This window comes from Mycobacterium colombiense (assembly GCF_003284935.1).
Lineage (GTDB): Bacteria > Actinomycetota > Actinomycetes > Mycobacteriales > Mycobacteriaceae > Mycobacterium > Mycobacterium arosiense_A.
Map to the genome: position 1 here is coordinate 55,173 of NZ_QMEV01000021.1, position 20,031 is coordinate 75,203.

Below are 20,031 nucleotides of genomic sequence, written 5' to 3' on the forward strand. Positions count from 1 at the left end.
TGGCGCGCAACGCATGGCGGCCCCCTCGGCGAAATCAGAGTCAAGGTATGCCCGCTGGCTTTCTACGCCGGCGCCGTCCTGGTTAGCCGGTGCCCAGGAGGCGTTGCTTCTGTTCGGCGAATTCGGTGTCGGTCAGCGCGCCGCTGGCGCGGAGTTCGGCGAGTTTGCCTAGCACGTCGGTGATTTCACGCAGCTCGGCGGCGCTTCCCCCCGTTGGCGTTTTGCGCGAAGGCCTCCCCCGCTCGTGCAGTGCTCCGGCAGGAACCTGACGGCGGGGCATATCGCTCGTGTCTGCCGATCGCTGCGCCCGGGAGTCGGGGGCGCCCCGGCCGGGCAGACCCATCAACGGCGCGCCACCGAAGAGCGGCATGTGGCCGAGCGGTCCGGGGCCGGGACGGGCCGCGCTGGCGGTGGGCGACTCGAGCGCGGTGAGGCGCAGTTCGGGCGCCGCCGTGGACCAGCCCTGCGGCACCGACATGCCGCCCAAGGAGGACGCCCGCCCCATTCCCGCGGACACCGTCATCGCTTTGGTCGACGGGCGCGGCGCCGCCGGCCCGTCGAGCTTTCCGCCCTTCGGCTTCGCCCCCGGCTCGGTGATTTTGTGTTCGGCGTCGGAGATGAATCCCGCTGCGCCCGAGACCCCGATCAGCCCCACGCCGTTGCCCAGGAACCCCGAGCCGAGCGACACCAGGTTGTAGGGATTCATGAAGCTGGAGAAGTCGCCGAGTCCCGACGCCGACGACGTGGAACTGAGGCTTTGCAGCGCATTTGGGACGGCGTTCATCGCGTTGCTGGACAGTGTCGACTGCACGCGTCCGGCCGCGGTGCCGGCAGCCTGGGCGACGGCGGCGTTCTGCGCGGGAAGCCCGCCCTCATTGGTCGTCTGCTGCGGCGGGGCGAAGGGCGTCACTTGCGCGGCCGCCCGCGAGGCGCCGGCATAGCCGTACATCGCGGCGACGTCCTGGGCCCACATCTCGCCGTAGGCCACCTCGGTGGCCGCGATCGCGGCGGTGTTCTGGCCCAGCAGGTTGGTGGCGACCAGCGACGCCAACTGGGAACGGTTGGCCGCGATCACCGAGGGGTGCACGGTCATCGCGTATGCCGACTCATATGCCGTCGCAGCGGCTTTGGCCTGAGCGCCGGTCTGCGCGGCCTGCTCGGCGGTGGCGTTCAGCCAGGCCACCTGGCCCGCAGCCGCGGCCGCGGCCGTCGCCGCGGACGGCCCCTGCCACGGCTCATCGGTGAGCCCCGAGATCACCGACTCGATGTTGGCCGCCGTGGCGTGCAGTTCACTGGCCAGCTCATCCCACGCCGTCGCTGCGGCGAGCAGCGGCCCCGAGCCGGGACCTGCGTACATGCGGCCGGAGTTGACCTCCGGCGGCAATACCGCGAAGTGCATTCAGTTCCTCTGGGATCGTGGAGGCGCCGGTCGTTCGCCCCCGCTCAAGTCCACCTGGTACCACGCGCTGCCGATTCTCAATCCTGCAGTGGCGTCGGCATCCAGGTACGTCGCCCCCCGGGGATGTCAGGCGGATGCGCCGCTGCGCTGGCGTTTCATGCGGCGTCCAAAGTCGTTGCACACGGCCAAGACTGGAGCACGAATGGGAAGTGAAAATCATCACACCGGCCTTTCGGCACCGTGACCGCCTGCGTTCACGGGTTGGCTGACGTGGCGTACTCGGGTTGCCAACGCACCTGCGCGATGCGGTCGGCGAGCTCTGCGTCGCTGCGCCTCGGGGCGACGCCGTCCGCGACCGCCTGCACGGCGACCGCGTGCCCGATCCGCAGGGCGACATCGGGCACGTCTGCCCACGCCGGCAGCAGCGGCTGGTCGGGGTCGGCGAGGGCGGGCGATGCCTCGCCCAGGGTCTCCGCGGCGACGCGCATCATCTCGTCGGTGATCCTGGTCGCCTGGGCCGCCGTCACCCCGAGTCCCATGGCGGGAAAGATATAGACGTTATTGCATTGGGCGACAGCGTGTTCCACACCATTGCGGTGTAGCGGCGCGAACGGTGATCCGGTGGCGATCAGGGCCCGGCCATCTGTCCACTGATCCAGCTCAGCGGGGCGCGCCTCGGCGCGGCTCGTGGGATTGGACAGCGGGAAGATGATCGGCCGCTCGGTCTTGCCGGCGAGCTCGCGCACGATGCTCTCGGTGAAGGCACCCGCCGCGGTCGACAGGCCGAGCAGCACGCCCACGTCGACATGGTGGACGACGTCGGCCAGCTGCGCGGGACCCGACAAACCCCACCGGGCGACGCGGCCGGCGGGCTGGGCGAATCCGCGCTGGGCATCAGACAGGTCGGCGCGGTCATCGGTGAGCAGGCCGACGACGTCGACAACCCAGATGCGCTGCGAGGCAGCCTGTTCGGAGAGCCCTTCGTTCATCATTTGCCGCCGAACCATGTCGAGCACTCCGATGCCGGCCGAGCCGGCGCCGAGCATGACGATCTGTTGCTGCGAGAGCGGGCGGCCCGCGACTTTGGCCGCACCGTGCAGCGCGCCGAGTGTGACGGCGGCCGTTCCCTGGATGTCGTCGTTGAACGTGAGCAACGAGTCGCGGTAGCGGGCCAGGATCGGCAGCGCATGCGTCGTGGCGAAGTCCTCCCACTGCAGCAACACATTGGGCAGCTGCTTGCGCACCGCGGCGACGAACTTGTCGATGAACGCGTAGTAATCGTCGTCATCGATGCGCCGGTGCCGCCAGCCCAGGTATTGGGGATCGTCGAGGAGCTCGCTGTTGTCGGTACCCACGTCGAGCACGATCGGAAGTGTTCGCGCGGGATCGATGCCGCCGATCAGGGTATAGAGGGACAGCTTTCCGATAGGGATCCCCATCCCCCCGATCCCCTGGTCGCCCAGGCCGAGGATGCGCTGCCCGTCGGTCACCACGATCACGTCGACCTCGCGCTGCGGCCGGTTGCTCAGCACCTCGTCCAGGCAGTCACCCTCGGCGTAGGAAACGAACAACCCCCGGGGCCTGCGGTAGATCTCACTGAACCGCTGACAGGCCTCGCCCACGGTGGGGGTGTAGACGATGGGCAGCGCTTCGGGAATGTGGTCGCGCAGCACCCGGTAGAACAGCGTTTCGTTGCGATCTTGCAATGCCCGCAGATAGATGTGTTTGTCCAGATCATCGCGACGAGTGGAGAATTCGTGCCAACAATGCTCGGCTTGCTGCTCCAGCGTCTTCACCGTCGTCGGCAACAGACCCAGGAGACCCAATCGCCGGCGCTCGGCCTCGGTGAAGGCGGTGCCTTTGGTGGTCAACGCATCGAACAGTCTGGCCGTACCGCGGAGCTCCTCGGGCATCGTCAACGTCCCTTCTTGCGACTCTCGCGGCAACGGGAAACGGCGGTGTCCAGATCATCATCGGTCATCGACGGTGCTTTGTCTGCCCAGCTGTCGGGTTCGGAGAAACGGCGCACGGCCTTTTCGATGGCGCTTGGATTGGGGTCCGGGTCCCGGTCGGTTGCGCTCTCCGATCGAGGACCACTAGGCGGACGCGCAGTTTGCTGCAGGCGCCACGGTTCTCACGAACTTCGGTACGCGAGTTGTCGTCGGTAGCGACGTAGGGCCCAGTGCCGCGGCGCTTTTGGAGGATGCCTCGATTGTTTGCCCGGATCACCGGTGCGAGAAATCTTTCACTGACACTATTCCAATACGGCCGTACATCACGATATGGTAAACCGAGGCGCCGTTTCGGCAGGTCCGCAAGCGTCCCGTGTGGTCTCGCCAGGATTGCGCCGGCTCTGTGGGTGGGAATCGACAGGTGGGGTCATCACGTCGAGATAAATGCTTGTTCGAGCAGTAGTTCCGTGTTAACGATGCACGAATTAAATGACCCCGCGTGTCGACTACCTCACACGAGCACACGATCGGTTGGCAGAACTTCTTGTGCGATTGCGGGCCCGAGAGGGGAATTTTATGATTGCGCCGCGGAAGGGTCGGCGAGTCATTTATCCGCGCTGGTTGGCGATATGCGCAGCACCGGCTGAAAACACCGGAAACCCAAGCAAACGTGCGCACTGGTCGACGCAGCGCACCCCATGGCACTTGCCGGGCCTGCGGAACTGGACCGCGTCGGCAGCCGACTTACTCAGCAATTCATCCGCGTTGCCGTTAAGGTCATCCGGACCGGCGTCGCCAGCTGACGGACGAAAGGTAGCGCATGTTCTTGGGCACAGTTGAGGACTGGACAGCCGAGGGCACCGTCGTCTCCTGGTACCCCACCGCGGCGACCTATCGGCGCGCGGCCGAAGCCCAATACCATCCCGCCCCGGTGAGTTACCAGCAGGCGCAGCATCTTCGCTACTACCGTCGGCAGGTCAGTCGTGGCCGGGATATCCCCCGGCTGTGCATCGGGGCCTGGGAAATCAGCGGTGTCTGCGATATCGACGCGATGACACAGGCCATCAATACTCATCTGCGGCGACACGACACCTACCACGACCGGTTTGCCTTCGGTGACGATGACGAGATCCTTCGCTATGTCATTCCCGACCCTGAAGTCATCACTTTGCAGCCAACCGATCTCGGCAGGATGGCGCCGACGCAGATCCGCAAACTGCTTCTCGACACGCCCGACCCGCTGCAATGGGACTGCTTCACCTTCGGGATCATCCAGGCTCAAGACCGGTTCACCATCTATATCGCCGTTGATCACCTGCGGGCGGATGGCATGTCGGCGGGCGTGATCTTCCTCGACATCCAAACGATGTACTTCGCCGCGTTGCAGCGGGCGCAGAGCCCGCTGCCGCCCGCCCCGAGCCATCGCGAATACAGCGCGAATCAGCACGCGTACACCCGCGGCCTGAACGAAGGGTCGCCCGAAATCCAGTCGTGGCGAGCTTTTCTCGCTGCAAACAATGGGGCGCTCCCGAAATTTCCCCTGGAACTGGGCGAGTCGAACGCGGATACACCGGGGGCGATCGACGTGTTCGACCTGATCGATGACGACCAGGGACGGCGGTTCGAAGCGGCGTGCCGCGCCGCGGGGGCGCGTTTCAGCGGCGGCGTGTTCGCCTGCGCCGCCCTGACAGAGCACCGGTTGACCGGTGCCGCAACATATTTCGGGCTGACCCCGTTCGACAACCGGCGCGATCCCGCACACGCCACGGCGGTCGGTTGGTTGGCCAGCTTCGTCCCGCTGGCAATCCCGACCGCCGGCGCGTCATTCGATGAGGTGGTCAGCGCCGCCCAGGCATCGTTCGACGGCAACACGGCCCTGGGCGCGGTCCCGTACTACCACCTGCTCGAGTCGACGGACCCGTCCTCGAACCCCATCGAGGTCCCGGACCGCCCGGTCCCGATGCTGTCCTACATCGACATCCGCAAGCTGCCGTTCGGTGACTACTTCGACGGTCTGCGCGCCGGCGTCTGGGGTGACAACCGGCTGTCGGAGACGGTCTGCATGTGGGTCAACCGCATGCACGACAAGACGCAGTTGGTGGTCGCCTACCCGGGCACCGACATCGCCCGCAGGTCGATCTTGCGCTACGTCGAGACGATGCGCGCCGAGTTCACCCGGGTCTCCGAGGCCGGACCGCGTATCGATGGGTGACGCCCGCCCGGTCCTGTCGCCGCGGGAGGTCTCGCGATGAGTGCCCTCGTGGCACTCACCTTGCGCACAATGTCGGGCTCCCGGCGCGATGCCGACCTGCTGTTCGCGGCGCTGGCTCCGGTCGGTTGCTTCCTGGGCTTCACCCTGGTGCTGGGCGGCATCATCCACACCGGCCCGATGACCTATCCGCAATACGTCCTCCCGGTGGTCATCGTGCAGGCGATGCTGTTCGGGGCGATGACCACGGCCGACCGTGCCGCACGAGACCGCTTGTCCGGCTTCGGGTCCCGCCTTCGCACCCTACCGGTTCCTGCGGCGGTGCCCCTGGGTGCACGCATGCTCTATTGCTTCATACGCGCGGTCGTCGCGCTGGTCGCTTCCCTCGCGGTCGGGTGGTCGTTCGGCTTCCGGATGCAAGGCGGCGCGGGCGTCGCGGTTCTGTTCGTGGTCATCGTCGTGGCGTTCGCGATGGCGGTGTGCCTGGGCGCTGACGCCCTGGGCTCCCGCGTCGGTTCGGTCGAATCGTCAAGCCAATTGCTGCTACTCCCCCAACTGGTCCTGGTCCTGTTGTCGACCGGCATCGCTCCGGCGGACTCGTTCCCCACCTGGCTGGGACCGTTCATTCGCTACCAACCGGTGTCACAGGTCACCGAGGCGCTGCGCGCTCTTGCCACCGGTCGCGTCCCCGGCTGGGAGCTGGCGGTGACGTTGGGGTGGTGTCTCGGATTGCTGACGCTGTTCGGTGGGCTGGCGGTGCGCATGCAGCGACGGGTCAGCGCAGGGACTTCGGGCGCCGCTCGACGCGTGCGCAAGCCACGTCGGGACCCCGTGCCGGCGGGGGAGGTGTCCGCCGAACAGCCGCGGACGAACGCCAACGCCGTGGCCGGGCAAAGGATTCCGTACCTGACACCGCTGACGGCCTTCGTCAGCCAAAGCGCATCGGAGGCGGGGCGGCTACTGCGCCGCTGGCGGCGCGATCCGATCGTCGCGGTGCAGGCGTTGTTGTTTCCGACGTTTCTGCTCATCATCTACAAGCTGCTGGTCGGCAAGTCCGTCTTGGCCGTCACCGGGCACGACAGCCTGTACGGGCTGGTACCCATGTGCGCGGTGGTCGGCGCCGTGTTCGGAACCCTCGGCGCCGGTTTGGCTTTGCCGTCGGAGCGGGAGTCCGGCGTCCTGACCAGGTTGTGGGTGCAGCCGGTGCATCGGGCCAGCACCGTGGCTGGGCGGCTGGTCGCCGAGGCCGCCCGAACCATCATGTCCGCCGTCGTGCTCACCGTCTTCGGGATCGCGTTGGGTCTGCGGTTCAGCTATGGCTGGATGGCGATGCTGGCCTTCGTGCTGGTGCCAGTAGTGATTTCGGCGGGCATGGCGGTGTTGGTCATCGCCATCGCCGCCCGCGCGGACGGCAAGGCGATGGTGACGTGGCTGGGTGCGGGTTGCGTCGTGCTGTTGTTCCTCAACACCGGTGTCGCTCCGGCCGAAGTGTTTCCGGGGTGGCTGCAACCGGTGGTGCGTTTTTCACCGATATCGCCGACGATCGAGGCGATGCGCGCGCTCGCCGAGGGCGGGCCGGTGCTGTCGCCGCTGTGGCAGGCGGCCCTGTGGGGCGGTGTCCTGGTCGCCCTGTTCGCGCCGGCGGCGGTGCGCGGGTATCGCGCCGCGGCCGAGGCGGGCTGCTAGTGAGCAGGCTGGCGCTGTTGGACCAGGCCGCTTTCCTTCGGCTGCGCGCCACCGGTCAAGGCAGCACGGTCCAATGCACGTGGGTTTACGACCGCGACGTCAACATCGACGACTTGCGGGCCTTCAACGACAATCTCGGCGCCGGCCTGCTCGGCCGCCGGATCGAGCGCTCGCCGCTGCCCTTCGGACGTCATCGCTGGGTGGTCGACGGCAGCTCCCCCGACATCGCATGGGAACCGCGGCAACCTCGGCACGACATCGGCGCGTGGCTCGAAAGGCGCGCCCAGCTGCGGGTGGACCCCGAGCACGGCCCGACGTTTCACCTCGCCGTGCTGCCGCTGGACGACGGCGGCGCAGCGGTCACCCTGGTGGCCTCGCACTGTGTCGCCGACGGGCTCGGCATGGCAACCGCGATAGCCGAAGCGGTCAAGGGAGAACAACGCAATCACGGTTACGCACAACCGAACTCACGCGGCCGGTGGCGTGCGGTGGTCGAGGACCTGGCCGATGCCGTCATCGCCCTGCCGGCGGCGATCCGAGCGCTGATTGCGACGCTGCTGATTTTGCTCAAGGTGTCGTCGAACCAACCGGCCTCGCCGCGCAAGCGGAGCCCGGAGACGCTCACCACCACCGGCGACGACCCGAACGCGTCGCCGTCGGTGACGATCCAAACCGACGCTGCGGCATGGGAAGCGCGAGCGCGCAGCCTCAATGGAAGCAGCAACGCGCTCTTCATCGCCTTTGCCACGCGCCTGGCGCACCGGATGGGCAGAGTGCTGCCCGACGGTAACTGTGTGACGGTGGTGCTTCCGGTCAGCGACCGCACCGCCGACGACGACCGCGCCAACGCGCTGACGTCGATCACGGTGACGGTCGACGGCACAGCGGTGGTCGACGACCTGACCGGTGTGCGCACCGACGTCAAGAGAGCGCTGACGGCCCTGCAAGACCAGCCCAACGAAATGCTCGCCGGGCTACCTCTCATCCCGTTCACGCCGCGGTGGCTGGTCCGGCGCGCCGAAGGCATCGCCATGTCGTCTGGCCAACTGCCGGTGGGATGTTCCAATCTCGGCGCCCTCGATGCCGCCGTCAGCTGCATCGACGGTGCCGATGCATCCGAGGTCTCCATGCGGCTCGCCGAGCAGGGCATCACCCGGGCTCGCATCGAACAGGCACACGGCCAATTGTTCTGCGGCACAGGAACGGTCAACGGCAGCCGGTTTCTCACCGTCGTCGCGTACCAGAGCGGTTCCGAGCGCACCTTCGCTGCGCGCGAGGCCGCGTGTGGTGCGCTGGCCGATCTGCGCCTGTCGGCCACCACCGTGTACGAGGGCCGCATGTGATGGTGGCGCTGGGGGTTGAGGCGAAACCGCGCGCGCGGCATCACCTCCTGTATGTGGGCATCGGCGCCGCGGTCGCGGTCTGGTCGGCGGTCGTGCTGTGGTGCGCGATCAAGGTCGTTCCCCTCGACGTGTACTGGATGTCCTACTACGCCGCCGATTACGGACACGGCTTCGTCCGCCGCGGGCTCGCCGGTGAATTGGTTCACTCGGTCCCCGGGCATTATTTCGCGGCCTCGCTCGGCCTGCGGTGGCTGTCGACGGTGGCCTATCTGTGTGGGCTGGCGGCGGTCGCAGGCGTGGTGCTGTTCGGCCGCCATCGCTCGGAGCGCCGGCTCATGGTGGCGATGGCGATTCCGTTGCTGCCCTTCGGCATACCGTTCGCGGCGTTCTCGGCCCGGCCGGATCTGTTCGGAGCGGCGGCCCTGGCGCTGTTCAGCTCGGCCTTGGCGGTCACACGTACCCGGGCCATCGCGATGGGATGCTGCGCAGCCTACGGCGCCGCGATCGCGGTGCTGACCCTCGTGCACGAGGCGAATGGGCTGCAGTTCGCGTTGGGAGCCGTGCTGGCGATCATTGTTCTCGGCGGCGCACTGGAAGCCACCCAGCGCCGCGGCGCGCTCGTCGCCGTGGCACCGGGAGTGATCGCCGCGGCCGTCGTCGCGGGACTCGGCCGCCACGACATCGCCTCGCAACTGTGTGCGGCCGTACCGCACCGACTGATACCCAACCCCTTCGCCACGGTCACGTCGCCGCAAACGCTGACCCGCTTCGTCGTCGACGGGCAGAGCCCTAAGACCGACTATCACGACTGGGTGTGCCGCAACGTGTTGCCGAACTACGACAACGGGATCTGGGAGGCCGTCCGCGCCGTCGGCCACATCGGAATACTGGGCCTCACCGTCTCTTTGCTGTTCGGCGCGGGAGCGCTGGCGGTGACGCTGTGGGGAGTCAGCGCGGTTTCGAGCGTGCCGCTGCGCGGGTTCGTCGAGGCGCTGCGGAGCCGAATGGCCTGGGTGATCGCCGGCGTGGTGTTGGTCATCCCTGTCTTCCTCACCGGTTACGACTGGACCCGGTGGCTGACCATCGTGGCGTTCGACGTGGCAACCGTGTTCATTCTTTTCGCGGCGCGCCGACCGGAGATCGACCAGGCGCCCACACCAAAGACGTTGCGAATGTTCATCCTGCTCGTCATCGGGTTCGCGCTGATCCCGGTGGGCGCCGTTCCGGGTTTCGGCGGCCCGCGGATGATGTGACCGGCGCCGGAGGCATGCCTCCGTGCCAGGTGAGGCATCGCGGCTGGTAGCCTAAGTGGCACTGTGAGTTTCGGAGTTTCATTGCGTTCACGGTGGTCACGACCACAGTCTGCGTCTGCCGTCGTTGCTGTGTTGGCCCTCCTCGCAGCTGTGCTCGGGTGCGGGTCTTTGCGAGCCGCAACCACAACCGGCCCATGGCAACCACCAGCCGTGGCATCGTCGACCAGCCCTGTTTCCGGTCCGACGCAGCTGAGCAACGACTCGGTTCCCATTCGGCGCCTCAGCGCCGCTTCCACCGTGAACGATGACAAGGCGTTCAAAAGCGGTGGGCTAAAGCGCAATCGGTCAACCCCCATCGCGCTTTCCACGCCCCGCTCGCCCGCATCCGCGGCGCCCCCGATGGTCGGGATCGTGCGGTCTCAGCAACGGGTCGATGCACCCGCTCGCGCGCCGGCCGAGACATGCGTTGACCAGAATCTGTTGATTCGATTCTGCGTCGCCCGCTGCTGATCACAGACGGCAGTTTTTCGCGGGCAACGCCGTTGCGGCTGGTTAAGCCTTAAGCCGCCAGTAGTTCCGCCTACGTGCTCCGCATGTCGCGGACGGCCCACGATCGACGCGATGTTCGCTGTCGAGCTCGAATTCGGCCCCAACCGGTGCGCCAGTTCGACCGAATTCCGAGGTCAGGCTGCGAACCCTCGGTGTCGTACCTAGCCACGCAGCGTTTGCGCGTTGCCATGGCAATTTCATTCATCCACAACACGCCTGCGCTGACTTGATGTCGCGCGCGACGTCGCACACGTCAGCCAGGCAAGCAAAGAAATTAGGGATAGACATGGATTTTGGCGCATTGCCACCAGAGATCAACTCCGGTCGGATGTATCTGGGACCCGGGCCCGCCAGCTTGCTGGCCGCCGCCGCGGGATGGGAGTCGCTGGCCGCCGAGCTGACGGACGGCGCTAGCAGCTACTACGCCGTCATCGCCGGCCTCACCGGCGAGTCCTGGTCGGGGCCGGCGTCGATGTCGATGGCCGCCGCGGCGATGCCGTACATGGCGTGGATGACGGCCACCGCCGAGCAATGTGGGCAAACCGCGGCGCAGGCCACGGCCGCCGCGGCGGCATTCGAAACGGCTTACGCGATGACGGTCCCGCCTCCGCTGATCGCGGCCAACCGCGTCCGGCTGTTGGCGTTGATCCAGACCAACATCTTCGGGCAGAACACGCCGGCCATCATGGCGACCGAGGCCGAGTACAGCGAGATGTGGGCACAGGATGCCGCCGCGATGTACACCTACGCTGCCAATTCGGCCGCCGCGTCGAGGCTTTCGCCGGTGGTGGTGCCGCCGCAAACCACCAATCCGGCCGGCCTCGCCGGCCACGTCGGCGCCGTTACCCACGCCGCAGCCCAATCCGGAAGTAGTGCACAGTCCATGACGACGCAGTGGGCCTCGGCGGTGCCCCAGACCCTACAAGGCCTTTCCACCCCCGGTTCCTCCTCGAGCACCGGTCTGTCGCAGGCGGCGATGGGCACGGGCGCGTCGCTCGGGTCGTCGGGAGCCTCCGCGCCGCTCAGTTCACTGTCGGGTTTGACCGGCGCCTCGGGCAAGGGCGCGACGAAGAGCGCAAGCACCGGTGCGGGCGCGGCCTCGGGACTGGCCTCCGCGCTCGCCGCCGCGCCCGCGGCGGACGGGGCAACGGCCGGCCTGGCCTCCGAGGCCGCCGGGTACGGCGCCGACGGCGCCGGTCTGATCGCCGACGGCGGTGGGATCGGCATCGACCTCTACGGCCTAGATCTGGATTACCAAGGCTTGGCGCTGGACGAAGCGGGCGCCGGTTCCATCTTGGGGGCCGAGGGCGCCCAGGGCATAGCCGGCGTGGGCGGGGTGGGCGCCGCGGCCGGTTTGGGCGGCCTCGAGCCGCTGGCGGGGCTGGGTCAGGGCGCCTCGGCGAGCGTGGGTCAAGCCAGCGCGCTGAGCACCTTGTCGGTGCCCCCCAGTTGGGCGACGACGGTCTCGTCGGTCGCCCCGCTGCCGGCGCTCAACGGCGGTGCCGCGCCGGGCGGGTGGGCCGTCGCGCCCGGGGCGTCGCCCGGCACTGCGGTGTCCAAGCTGCCATTGGGCGCCATGGTCGGGCGCGAATCGGAGGGAGCGGTTCAGCGCATCGGCATGCGCGTCTCGCTGATTCCGCATTCGCCGGTGGCCGGGTGATGCACCGAATCACTCGTCGCGACGTCCAAGGGTGCACAAGCGTTTCGACTGCAAAGGAGACCCCGATGGCCGTACCCACGCCACACCGGTCAGGATGGCGCCTGCCGCCGGCCCGAAAGCCGTTGGCTCTCACTGTCAAAGCTGCGATGTGTGCCGCGTTGGTCGTGATGTTCGGCGCGTCGGTGGCGACGCCGGCGGGCGCCGATCCAAACTCCGGTGGTGATGCCCCCAACCCCTTTGGCGGCATCAGCTGCAACTGCAGCCGGACCGCCCCGACCGATGGTCCGGCTTCGAGGCAGCAAATCAGCGAGGGAATACATCAGGGGCTGTCCGCGCCGGGACCATCCACTTGAGCCGCCACGTGATATCTGCCGCACTGATGCGGCAACATCGCGAAATTGATTCCGCGATAAGTCTTTTCATTAAGCAGCTCGAGGCCGGCAGCATGCAGACCGAGCTGATGGCGGCGACGCTGGAGGCGCTGCGCCGGCACATCTATCTCGAGGAGCTCTTTCTTTTCCCGCCCATCCGGGACGCCGGCATAGTCATGCCGATCGTTGGCATGCTGCGCGAACACGGCCAGCTATGGGCAACGATGGAAAGCCTCGCCGAGCTGCTCACCGATCCGGAAGACAGTCCGCAGCGAAAGGCCGCGTGCAATCAGCTGCTCGATCAGCTTCACACACACAGTTTCAGCGAGGAGCCGGCCATCTATCTGCATGCCAACTACGAATTACCGGCGTCAACGAACGCGGAGCTCGCCAGGTTCGCCGCCACCGGCCGCCTGCCCGAAGGGTGGAAGTGTCAGGAGGCGAAGGGTGGAGTTTCGACACAGTGATCTCGTAGTCGTCGTGGGGACTTCGTCGACGCCGTGATCGAAAAGAGCCTGCATTTCAGCTACTGGAAAGTAACATACGACGCACGGTCGGCCGCGCCGTTGTTTGATGTCACCGAGGGCGAGAGGCGTCGCTTAATGCATTGGATCAGCGTGTGGTGGCGTCAACCCGACCACTATGACTGGTTGTCGGATTACCTCGCCGCACGTCGGCTCCAGCCATTTGCTCGCTCCTTACTGGTTGTCATCCTGACCACCTTGGTAGCGGCGACGATGCTCATGCTCAGCAGTCCGTCGGGTCCACAAACGTCGGCACAGCGTGCTGCGACGGTTGCGATCATCGTCAGCTTCGGAGGCATAGCGCTGATCTACCTGCTGCGCTGGCCGACCCGAGTTCAATCTCAGATCTTGTCCGTAGCGGGGACATTGAGTATCGCGGCGGCCTGCGTGATCGAGAAGGATCCGCGCAGCGGCCTGCTGGGGTGCGCGGCTTTCGGTGGTCTCGCGGGTTACGTCGCGTTCTTTCATTCTGCGCGCCTGTTGGTTTTCACCGTCGGTACGGCCTTAAGCACTGCAGCGTTGTGCGCCGCCCGTGTCGCGATCGACGGTGATGCCTCGATGGCGGCGGCCAAGTGGCTGGTACTGAGCGCGGGAATTCTGGCGGTACCGTTCTGCGGACAGGTACTCGTGCATTGGCTTTCGGTCGACGCCTTGAAGTCTTCGACCGATCCGCTCACCGGGTTGCGCAACCGCCGCGGGTTTTATAAGGCAGCGCCAAGGCTGTTGAGCCTGGGTGAGGGCCCGCGGTGCCTGAGCGTTTTGATGATCGATCTCGACAATTTCAAGCGCATAAACGATACCTACGGTCACGCGACCGGGGACCGCATCTTGGTGGCCGTCGCCGACAACCTCCGCAGAATCCGCGACGGCAAGACCGTGATCGCCAGGGTCGGCGGAGAAGAATTCCTCGTTGCCGAAAGCATCGGAATGCAGGAAGCACTGCAGACCGCCGAGGCGATGCGACTGGCCATCACCGCTACCCCCTGGCAGGTGACAGCCAGTTTGGGTGTCAGCAGCATCAGTTTGTCCACGCGCATCGATAGCCATCACAGGCAGATCGTCGAAAGCCTGGTAGAAGCCGCCGATTCCGCGATGTACGAAGCGAAACGCGCTGGGGGAAACCAGGTTCGGAGTTCCGACCAACAGTGGATATCCTGAAATCCGGAGCTGAGCGCTGTGCGGCGCAGACACCATCGCGCGGCGCGCCACAGGATGATCGTTGCGCGTCCGACGACCCCTCAATCGGTCGTATCGACCACCAGCACTTCGGTTTTCGCGCGTCGCTTCACAGCGCGTGGAACTGACCCGAGCAGACGCCCGGCGATTGAGTTGACGCCCACATTTCCCACGACGAGCAAGTCGGCCTTTGTTTCTTCGACCAGATCGACGAGCACGTCCACCGGTGCCCCGGCGATCGACCGTTCCTCAATGTCCTTAACGCCGGCTTTTCTAGCACGATCACTTGCTTGATGAAGCATGTCGTAGACCGGCGCGGCGCCTTCGGTCTTGTAATCCTCGCCCTGGGGCTGATCCGGTTCGCCAGTTTGGTAGTCGTCCTCACGCATGTACGCCGTGGCGATAATCAGCTTTGCATTCGACTTGGCCGCGATCGCGGCGGCACGATCGACCGCGCGCAGCGATGTGTCCGACCCGTCGGTTCCGACAACCACAAGTTGATAGTCGGTCATCTGTCCCTCCTAAATGTCAAGTGTTCCAAGTACATACAAGCTGCTGGCCGGCGAGCCACGGCTGGCATTCGACTCGTCTCATTGGTTCTCTGCACCAGGTTGGTTTGGCGGTTTCGGTTTCGCCGCATGGGGCTGGCGTTGGCTTTTCATACATGTGACATCGATGCCTCCCGGCGAAGAGCGAGCCGCGTCGACTTGTCTCGCCCGCGCAGCTGGGTTTCCTCACCAAACTCCCAGCACCTGTGCTCGTGTTCATCACTACTACCCCACGGCAGCTTCGGAGGCAAGCGCCGCTTGCACGGATCTCCCCTTGCTGACGTCGACAGTTGCTGCGGAAAGGGGCTGTCGGCACCGACGCACGGATACGCCGCTACGCCGGTAGTGATGCCCGGAAGGTGTCGCCGCGCGACTGATTCGGTATTGGACCGGCCTTGGCACATTGTGAGCGTGGTTGTTGCAACCGATTTCAAGGGTTGTTCAGGAATGGTGCGTGAGGACATCGGGGTGATGAAAAACGCTGGCGGTTAAAGAAGGTCATGCGTCTACCCGATCCCCATGGAACACGTCAGCTTGTTTCGCTGTGTCACCGAGCTGGTCACAACGATGCATCGCGCCGCCCACATGGACGGACAGCGAACACGAATTTCGGCTCGGGACGGAAGATCCCGACCGGCCCGATTGTTGCCTTATTCATCTTTGTCGCCGACTTGCCAGCGCCGAACTATCAGGGTTGCAACCGAATTCCACGCCACCCCAGTCAATTCGACGGCACTCCCGCCCGTCACGACAGCCCACCCTCGGTCAGCACACCATCGACGTACTGTCACAACTGGGGCCGTGCCGAGCGGCACACCGCCGTTCGTCAAGCCGGAATCATCGCCTGACCGCCAGCACGGACACGTCGGCAACGCTCACCGTTCATTAGTAGGCCATGCCCGTTGGAGCGCATCAGCGGCGGCGTCGTGGCAGCTCGGGCTGGATTGGTATCAGCGCGACGGCGAGTTGGCGTCGTGCGGTGACGTCGAGTTTGGCGAATACCTTGCGCAGGTGGTACGCGACCGTGTTGGCACTGATAAACAGCTGCGCGCCGATTTCGGCATTCGTGGCCCCGCCTGCGGCCAGTGTGGCAATCTGGGCCTCCCGCAGAGTGAGGCAAGATCCCGTTGATAAAGAAGGCTTTTCGCGAACGTGCTCACCGGTGGCCTCGATCTCGAGTCGAGCCCGCTCGGCGTAGGCCGCCATGCCGATACCGGTAAACATCTCGAACGCCGGGCGCAGCTGCGCTCGGGCATCGAGGGTCCGTCGTTGCCGGCGCAGCCATTCTCCATAGACGAGCCGCGCCCGGGCGATCGCCGGGCGCAAATTGGTGCGGTTCAAGCGCTCGATCGCCTCGCGATACAGCCGTTCAGCGGACTCATCGCTGCTGACTAGTGCCCGCGAGTATGCGTAAGTTCCTAGGGCCCAGTCAGTCCCGGCAGGAATCGCGCACTCGGCCAGCAATTCGAGGGCGTCGGTCGCCTCGCCGTGCTGCCCACAACGCGTTGCCGCTTCAATTAATTCGGGCAGGAAAAAGTTCGTCCACAGCTCTTGTGGATGTTCGATGCCTTGTCGGGCCGCAACCAGGGCCTGCTCGTAATGCCCGAGCCCATTGCACAGCAGGGCGGTCGCCAAACCGATTGAGGCCAAACCCATTCCCTCACCCCGCGCAACCGCGTAGTGCGCGCCGGCCTCCATCAGCCGCTCCGTCTCGCGCCGGTCACCTCGCCACGCGGCGAGCGGAAGCGCCGCGTAGGGGAATACCGTCGTGGCGATCGCGGTCGTGATCGCGTCGGCCTCCGCGATCAGTTCCCGCGACGCGCCAAAGTCACCACTCCACGTCAGCGCCGCCGCCAGCGAGTGCAGCGCCACGGGCAGCACGCGCCGGTCCTCGGCCAGCCGGGCGAGCGTTGCCTGCCGAGCGGGCAGGAGCTGCCAGGCCCGATGATCCCAAGCGATGATGGCGGCGTGGCACGCAAGCCACAGCCATCGCGTCCCGTCGCCGGGGCCTGACTCACCCGCGCGACAAAAACCGTCTACTGCCCGTCGAATCAGCCCCACCCCGGCGCGCGGACCTCCCACGATCAGGGTCGTCAATCCGTCCAGCAAGAGATCCGACAGACGCGGTGGCACCTGCGCCGGGGGTGCGGCCTTAGCGGCCATCGCCACCTCGGCGATGCCGTTGCCGCGGCAGATTCGGCCCGCGAAAAGGGCCGCCGATAATGCCTCAAGGTACAGCTCGCGCGCCAGCTGGGGAGCACTCGCTGCATGCTCGTCGGCTAGTTCGAGCAATGCAGCGGCGGCATCGCTACCGCAGTTGGACGTGAACATCATCTCGCCGCGCAGGACGGAGGGTAAGGCACCGCCACGCCCGACCAGTGATGCATTCTGCGCAGAGTTCATCGGCGGGCTCGTCGACAAGGTGACGGCCGCAAACCAGCGCGGCCGCTGGGCGGGGCGAAAAGACCGCGCCCAATGACTTCGCGCCCGTCCCAGTTCCGGGCGTAAATCATCCCGAAATTGTATCTCCGACCCGGCCACCCGACCCGGCTGTCAATTGTCAGCGGACTACCAGGTCTTGAGGATTCCGAGTCCAGGCGTGGCGCTCATGATCTAGAGGGGCCAGGTGGTCGCGGCCACACCGTCGCGCCGGTTGAGCCCAGGCGATTTGGAGGAACCATGACCACCGTCCGCAACGCGATCCTCGACTTGCTCCGCGCCCACCAGCTAACCACCTGGTTCGGCAACCCGGGCTCATCGGAATTAGCTCTCCTGCAAGACTTTCCAGACGATTTTCGCTACCTGCTCGGACTGCAGGAGATGGTGCCGGTCGGGATGGCCGACGCATATGCACAGGTCACCGGTCGGCCCGCGCTGGTGAACCTGCACACCGCCCCGGGAATGGGCAACGCACAAGGCCAGCTCTACAACGCATTCGTCAACAAAACCCCGCTGATCGTCACCGCGGGAAACCAGCGCCGGACAATGCAGAACCAGTACTGCCTGCTCACCAACAACGAACCCACCACCGTGCCCAAACCGTTCGTGAAATGGGCAGCAGAACCCGCAATCGCCAGCGAGGCTCCCGCGGTTCTCGCCCGTGCGATCCACCTGGCGACGACCCCGCCGATGGGTCCGGTGTTCGTCTCGCTGCCGATGGACGACATGCCGATCGAACTCGACGACGCGCAGTCCGCCGATATCGCCGCACTGCGCGACCGCTCGGTAACGCACGCGGCGGGTTTCCCCGCCGAACTCGCCGAGCAGATCAGCGGCCGATTGGAGTCCGCGAAATCGCCCGTGTTGGTAGTCGGCGGCGACGTCGAGCGCTACGGCGCGTGGGACGCCGTGGTCGGCTTGGCCGAACGCACGCAGGCGGCCGTATGGACCGCGCCGTTGACCGGGTGGAGCGGATTTCCCGAGGATCACCCGCTGTATCAAGGCATCTTGCCGCCCGGCGCAGGGTGGATCTCCCAGATTCTGGCCGGCCACGATCTGGTGCTGGTAATCGGCGCCCCGGTCTTCCGGTACTACCCACAAGTGCCGGGACCCTACCTCCCCGAAGGCGCGAACCTGATTCACATCACCAACGATCCCGACGAAGCCGCCCGGGCCCCGGTCGGAGAGGCGATCGTCGCCGACCTGGCCAGCGCGGCGGATGCATTGCTCGCGGCCGCGCAACCGAGCCAGCGATCCACCCCCGCACCGCGCGCCCCGATCCCTACCGCCGAATACCAAGAGGTACCGCTCAAGCCAGAGGCATTGTGGTCGGCGGTCGGGCGAGCCGCACCCCCGCAAACGCTATGGGTCAGCGAAGCCGGCAGCAACGAGATCGCCATTACGAACAGCATTCGACCGCATCGCCCGCTCTCGCACTTGTCCGCAGCTGGCGGTGGACTCGGCTTTGGACTGCCCGCCGCCGTCGGCGCTCAACTGGCCGCCCCAGATCGTCCCGTCGTGGCGTTAATGGGTGATGGCTCAATGCAGTACGCGATCACCGCGCTGTGGACGGCGGCGCAATACCAGATTCCTCTCACGATCGTAGTGGCCTCCAACGCCGAGTACGGGGTGGTCAAAGAATTCGGCGTGTGGGAGAAGACGCCGGGCGTTCCGGGACTCGACCTACCCGGGCTCGACGTGGTAGCAACCGCCGCCAGCTACGGCGTGGACGCCCACGAGGCGCACACTACCGATGAGGTCACGGAATTGGTGAAAAGCGGTATCGCCGATCGGTCCCGGCCGACTCTGATCAACGCGCGCACGACACCCGTAACGGGTTAGTTGCCGCCGCCCATTCGCCAAGTACGGGTCAACGGCCTCAGTTAGGGAGCCCGAGCTTCAGCTCATTTTGGGCGATCATGTTGCGGAAACGTGCTGGCGGTGCCGTAGATGCCGGGCGAATGTAGGTTCTCAAACTCCGTGTCATACCGCGGTTGCTCTGAACTGCGGCGCTTCCGACTATCTCAAGTGATGTCATCTGCCATCTTTCTCAAATTCGTGTCCTTTCTTCAGACGTCGAATGTGGGCCGCTTCGCCAAGCTCTGGATCGGCGCGGCCGTGTCAGCATGAAGACCAATGCGTCACGTGAGAGCAACTAGGAAGTGCGCAGTTCAGTGCAGAAGCTGACAAGCGCCCCTCCGCGCTACACCACGTTAGATGAAACACGTTGTCCAAGAGCATGTTCAGCGCTTACAACCAGTAACATCGGCAAGCGATCTCGCTGCTATTGTGTGCTCGACACCGTGGCGAGCGCATGCGGGGTTGCGGCCGCGGGCGCGCCCAGGACTGTGCTCAGCCGGCCCGTGTTAGCCCGTGCTCGGCTTTGAGAATGTCGCTTGCACGCTCTCCAATGACTACGCAGGGAGCCATCGTGTTGCCGGTCGTGATGCGCGGCATAATCGAGCCGTCGGCGATCCGAAGGCCCTCTACCCCATAGACTCTAAGATTTGCATCCACCACCGACATGGCGTCTCGTCCCATTTTCGCCGTGCAGGATTGATGCCAGTAGGTTTCAGTCCCGTCGCGGATGAACCGCTCAAGCTCATGGTTGGCCAGATCGCCGGGCATCACCTCGCGTTTGTTGAAGCGTTGCACCGGAACCGAGTTACCGACTTCGCGGCACAGCTTAACGGCGGCGAGCGCGGCCTTGAAGTCCTCTTCGTGCGCCAACCTGTTGTCCTCGATCGCCACCGGGTGGGCCGGATCCGGGCCGGTTAGGCGGACCCGCCCGCGGCTCTTTGGTCGGAGCACGCCAGCACACGCCGTCCAACCGTGCTCCGGTAGTCCATAGACTGAATCGCCCCGGTGAGTTCGGAGACTTTCTGATTTGAGGACTCAGCCGGCGGCTGGTCTCCGTTGGTG

12 protein-coding genes and 1 pseudogene are annotated in these 20,031 nt (G+C 65.9%); 8 read left to right on the forward strand and 5 right to left on the reverse strand.

All coding sequences use genetic code 11. The features are described from left to right. Nucleotides 1–82: 82 nt before the first annotated feature. Both DQP57_RS12350 and DQP57_RS12355 read right to left on the reverse strand, forming a co-directional pair. A complete protein-coding gene (locus DQP57_RS12350) occupies nucleotides 83–1,399 on the reverse strand; it encodes a PPE family protein, SVP subgroup (protein WP_112633256.1) in 1,317 nt (438 codons plus the stop codon). 254 nt (nucleotides 1,400–1,653) lie between these two features. Beyond that, nucleotides 1,654–3,312 carry an NAD-dependent malic enzyme gene (locus tag DQP57_RS12355; protein WP_112633257.1) on the reverse strand — a complete coding sequence of 553 codons (1,659 nt, stop codon included), beginning with the start codon at nucleotides 3,310–3,312 and terminating at the stop codon, nucleotides 1,654–1,656. Nucleotides 3,313–4,171: 859 nt separating this feature from the next. Between DQP57_RS12355 and DQP57_RS12360 the strand changes: the two genes are divergently transcribed. From DQP57_RS12360 to DQP57_RS12395, 7 genes are all read left to right on the forward strand, one after another. Next, nucleotides 4,172–5,563 (forward strand): condensation domain-containing protein, encoded by a 1,392-nt coding sequence (locus tag DQP57_RS12360; RefSeq protein ID WP_112633258.1) that lies wholly within the window; start codon nucleotides 4,172–4,174, stop codon nucleotides 5,561–5,563. 36 nt (nucleotides 5,564–5,599) lie between these two features. Next, a complete protein-coding gene (locus DQP57_RS12365) occupies nucleotides 5,600–7,246 on the forward strand; it encodes an ABC transporter permease (protein ID WP_112633259.1) in 1,647 nt (548 codons plus the stop codon). After that, the gene (locus DQP57_RS12370) at nucleotides 7,246–8,589 is read left to right on the forward strand and encodes a hypothetical protein (RefSeq protein WP_112633260.1); all 1,344 of its coding nucleotides are present in this window, start codon (nucleotides 7,246–7,248) and stop codon (nucleotides 8,587–8,589) included. The genes DQP57_RS12365 and DQP57_RS12370 overlap by 1 nt, the downstream gene beginning before the upstream one ends. Beyond that, nucleotides 8,589–9,842 (forward strand): hypothetical protein, encoded by a 1,254-nt coding sequence (locus DQP57_RS12375; protein WP_112633261.1) that lies wholly within the window; start codon nucleotides 8,589–8,591, stop codon nucleotides 9,840–9,842. Before DQP57_RS12370 ends, DQP57_RS12375 begins: the two co-directional genes overlap by 1 nt. Nucleotides 9,843–10,677: 835 nt before the next feature. Beyond that, nucleotides 10,678–12,051, forward strand: coding sequence for a PPE family protein (locus tag DQP57_RS12385; RefSeq protein ID WP_112633263.1), 1,374 nt, complete (start codon nucleotides 10,678–10,680; stop codon nucleotides 12,049–12,051). A 349-nt stretch (nucleotides 12,052–12,400) separates the two neighbouring features. Continuing rightward, a complete protein-coding gene (locus DQP57_RS12390; RefSeq protein ID WP_112633264.1) occupies nucleotides 12,401–12,889 on the forward strand; it encodes a hemerythrin domain-containing protein in 489 nt (162 codons plus the stop codon). 33 nt (nucleotides 12,890–12,922) lie between these two features. Continuing rightward, the gene (locus tag DQP57_RS12395; protein ID WP_112633265.1) at nucleotides 12,923–14,104 is read left to right on the forward strand and encodes a GGDEF domain-containing protein; all 1,182 of its coding nucleotides are present in this window, start codon (nucleotides 12,923–12,925) and stop codon (nucleotides 14,102–14,104) included. Nucleotides 14,105–14,184: 80 nt separating this feature from the next. On the opposite strand, the gene DQP57_RS12400 is transcribed toward DQP57_RS12395, so the two are convergent. Both DQP57_RS12400 and DQP57_RS12405 read right to left on the reverse strand, forming a co-directional pair. Then, the gene (locus tag DQP57_RS12400; RefSeq protein WP_112633266.1) at nucleotides 14,185–14,634 is read right to left on the reverse strand and encodes a universal stress protein; all 450 of its coding nucleotides are present in this window, start codon (nucleotides 14,632–14,634) and stop codon (nucleotides 14,185–14,187) included. 948 nt (nucleotides 14,635–15,582) lie between these two features. Beyond that, nucleotides 15,583–17,073, reverse strand: a complete 1,491-nt coding sequence (locus DQP57_RS12405; protein ID WP_112633267.1) for a helix-turn-helix transcriptional regulator — start codon at nucleotides 17,071–17,073, stop codon at nucleotides 15,583–15,585. A 276-nt stretch (nucleotides 17,074–17,349) separates the two neighbouring features. Between DQP57_RS12405 and mdlC the strand changes: the two genes are divergently transcribed. Beyond that, nucleotides 17,350–18,951 (forward strand): benzoylformate decarboxylase, encoded by a 1,602-nt coding sequence (mdlC, locus tag DQP57_RS12410; protein WP_112633268.1) that lies wholly within the window; start codon nucleotides 17,350–17,352, stop codon nucleotides 18,949–18,951. Nucleotides 18,952–19,461: 510 nt separating this feature from the next. Here the strand turns inward: mdlC and DQP57_RS12415 are convergent. Beyond that, nucleotides 19,462–19,965: pseudogene (locus DQP57_RS12415) on the reverse strand (GMC oxidoreductase); the annotation flags it as partial. Between the last annotated feature and the right edge of the window lie 66 nt (nucleotides 19,966–20,031).

Excerpts from the sequence above, each read along its gene's own strand:
- DQP57_RS12350 (WP_112633256.1), bottom strand. The coding sequence starts at position 1,399 with ATGCACTTCGCGGTATTGCCGCCGGAGGTCAACTCCGGCCGCATGTAC.
- DQP57_RS12355 (WP_112633257.1), bottom strand. The coding sequence starts at position 3,312 with ATGCCCGAGGAGCTCCGCGGTACGGCCAGACTGTTCGATGCGTTGACC.
- DQP57_RS12360 (WP_112633258.1), top strand. The coding sequence starts at position 4,172 with ATGTTCTTGGGCACAGTTGAGGACTGGACAGCCGAGGGCACCGTCGTC.
- DQP57_RS12365 (WP_112633259.1), top strand. The coding sequence starts at position 5,600 with ATGAGTGCCCTCGTGGCACTCACCTTGCGCACAATGTCGGGCTCCCGG.
- DQP57_RS12375 (WP_112633261.1), top strand. The coding sequence starts at position 8,589 with ATGGTGGCGCTGGGGGTTGAGGCGAAACCGCGCGCGCGGCATCACCTC.
- DQP57_RS12385 (WP_112633263.1), top strand. The coding sequence starts at position 10,678 with ATGGATTTTGGCGCATTGCCACCAGAGATCAACTCCGGTCGGATGTAT.
- DQP57_RS12400 (WP_112633266.1), bottom strand. The coding sequence starts at position 14,634 with ATGACCGACTATCAACTTGTGGTTGTCGGAACCGACGGGTCGGACACA.
- DQP57_RS12405 (WP_112633267.1), bottom strand. The coding sequence starts at position 17,073 with ATGAACTCTGCGCAGAATGCATCACTGGTCGGGCGTGGCGGTGCCTTA.
- mdlC (WP_112633268.1), top strand. The coding sequence starts at position 17,350 with ATGACCACCGTCCGCAACGCGATCCTCGACTTGCTCCGCGCCCACCAG.